The sequence below is a fragment of the Rhodoferax sp. RT5P35 genome (genome assembly GCF_056521385.1).
Window position 1 is genome coordinate 1 of record NZ_JBWMAX010000028.1, and the last position, 2,868, is coordinate 2,868.

Annotated in this window: 1 protein-coding gene; it reads right to left on the reverse strand. The window is 67.1% G+C overall.

The features are described 5' to 3' along the window. Nucleotides 1–2,761: two-partner secretion domain-containing protein (locus AC097L_RS23115; RefSeq protein WP_479589090.1), on the reverse strand; the 2,761-nt coding region annotated here is incomplete at its 3' end. Between the last annotated feature and the right edge of the window lie 107 nt (nt 2,762–2,868).

Consider the following 2,868-nt stretch of genomic DNA (forward strand, 5'->3'; position numbering starts at 1 on the left):
AAACGGCGGCGCTGATGGTCATGTCACCCGAAGCCGTGGCCCCGGTGCGGCCAATCACCAGCGTACCAGCGGTGATGCGGTCCAGCTCGGCATCGCTCAGGCCCAGCGTGAGCGGGCTGCCGGTCAACACATCGGCTCCGCCCAGGTTGATCTGCGTGCCTGCGGTGAGGTTGCGGATGTTCACAGTGCCAGTACCCGCCGACAAGCTCTCGGTGCCGTTACCGGCGTAGCTGTCGGTCGTCACGGTGATGGGTTGGTTGTTGCTGGTGCTGATGGAGCTGGTCCCCAGCCTCACGCCCACAGCGCCCGCTTGCCCCAGCGCGTCGCCCTGGATGCTGATGGCCCCATTGGCGGTGACCGAACTGCTGCCGTCGAAAAAAACCGCGTTCGATGCACCCGTGGCACCGCCGACCAGCGCGCCCAGGATCTGGACGGTGCCTGCCGTGGTGCTGATGGCTGCAGCATTGGTCAGACGGACACCCCGCGCAGCGGTGCCCCCCCCGGCGGTTCCGGTCAAGGCGATATTGCCGCCGCCGGTGGCTCTTACCTGCCCCGCGCCCACATGCACGCCGTGGGCATCATTGCTGCCAGGCGTTGCTACGCCCGTCATCTGGATGTTGCCGCCCGCGGTGGTTTGCACGGTACCGCCGGGTATGTAGATGCCGTAATTGACCCTGGTGCCGCTGCCTCCAGCACCCGTGATGCTGAGGGTACCCGAGGCGGTTTGCAGCGTGGCACCGGTAAAGAGCGCCACCCCATCTGAATCGCCATCGGTGCCGTTGCCCCCGGCACCGACAATCGTCAGGTTACCTGCGCCGCCCGCGCTGACCAGCGCCGTGCCCGCCACATGCACCCCATCGTTGCTGTCGGACACACTGCCGCTGCCACCGCCCGCGCCCGTGAGGTTGATATGGCCGCCCGTGGTGGTCACTTGTGCACTGCCACCCACCCACACACCGTCTTGCAAGTCGCCCGTGCTGGCCCCACCCGTTCCATTGACGGTGATCGCCCCACTGGCTGTGCTGCCGGTGGATGAATCGATATTGACACCCACATCGGCATTGGCAGTGCCCGCACCGCCCGTGCCTATGAGAGTAACCGTACCGGCCCCGCTGGTGGTCAGAGTGCTGCTGCCCCTGAGGTCAATGCCATAGCTGTCGTCGGCACCTATGCCGCGCAGGGCCACATTGCCCCCACCGGCGTTGAGCGCAGCCCCGTTCAGCGCGATGCCGTCCGTGTTGGCCACGCTGCCGCGCGCACTGCCCGAACCATCACCCGCCACCCCGCCGCCCAGGGTGATATTGCCGCCGTTGCTGGTGATGCTGGAGCCGGTGTTCATCACAATCGCCCCGGCCCCGCTGCCGTCCAGGTCGCTGTTGAACACCACGTTCAGCCGGTTGGTGCTGGCGCTGATGGCCACGTTCGAGGCCACCACGATGTCGTTGTGCGCCCGCAGGGTCAGCGTGGTGTCCACACCGCCGGTCTTGCTGATGTTGGCGTTGACGTTGATATCGCCCGGGTCGGTGTTGACACCGCTGGAGCCGGTGGCGGGCACATCGACGGACGTGTCCACCGTCACGCTGGTGCCCGCGCTCAGGCTGGCGCTGATGGTGGCGGCCTGGCCTGCACCGATGGTGTAGTTGTAGGGGTCGATCAGCCACAGCCCGGCCTGCGCTTGCCCGCCCGCCTGCACCTGGGCGGTGTCCATCACCACCGTGTGGCCCGAGGTTTCCACCTGCCCGCCCGCAGCCACACCGCTGGCCGTAATGCGGCCGTTGACGGTGATGACGCTGTTGGCGTTGTGCACATCGCTCCACAGCACCACTGTGCCACCAATGCCGCTCTGGGTGGCACTGGCATCGATGCTGGCACCCTGCGCCATCGCCACCGTGGTGGCCTGGGCCATGCTGCCGCTACCCTGCCAGTCGCCGCCCACCAGCACCGTGCCGCCGCCGGTGGCCCCGCGGGCGTTCAGGCTGCTACCGGCCAGCAAGCTGATGTTGTCGCCCTCCAGCACGATGCGCCCACCCTGGGCCGTCAGGCTGCTGGCCTCTATCTGGCCGCTGTTGATGACGCTGGCCTGCAGGCCGCGCAGGGCCGTGGCGCTGAGGATGATCTGCCCGCCCGGGGCCAGCACAGCGGTGCGGTTCTCCACCAGGGCCTTGATCTGGCTGGGCGTGACGCTGAGGCTGGCCAGGCGGCTGAAGGCATCAAAGTTCAACTGGATAGTTTCGCCCGCCGCCATGGCCACCGCGCTGGCGGTGATGGTGCCCTGGTTGCGCACCTCGGGGGCCAGCAAGGCAATGGTCTGGGCGGCGGTGAGCGTGCCCTCGTTGACCACGCTGCCGGTGGCCCCATTGCGGCTAAAGCGGGCCGTGCCCGCCATGAAGTCGGCATCGGTCTGGTTCATGCTGGTGGCGGTGAGCGCGCCTACGTCGAGCACGGTGCTGGGGCTGAAGTACACGCCCGCCGGGTTGACCAGGGTGACCTGGCCGGGGGCGTTGATGCGGCCAAAGATCTGGCTGGGGTTCATGTCCAGCACGCGGTTCAGGGTAGCGCTTTGCGCATTGGGCTGGTTGAAGTTGACGGTGGCCGCTGACCCGAGGTTGAAAGTATTCCAGTTAATCACCGCGCGCTGGCTGGTCTGGTTGACGTTCAACACCGGGGCGCTGCTGCTGCCTGCGCCTTGCAAGGTGGCCGCGCCCTGGGTGACCACGCCGCCCTGGGGCAAGGTAGTGGGGGCTGGGGTCTGGGCCGACACCTGGGCCGGATTTATAAGAAATAGCCCCCCCGTGCTTATGGCATAAGCACAAGCAGCTACTTTTTTGATAGTAAACCGCACCGGTACCGCACCTTGCCTGCGCCGCT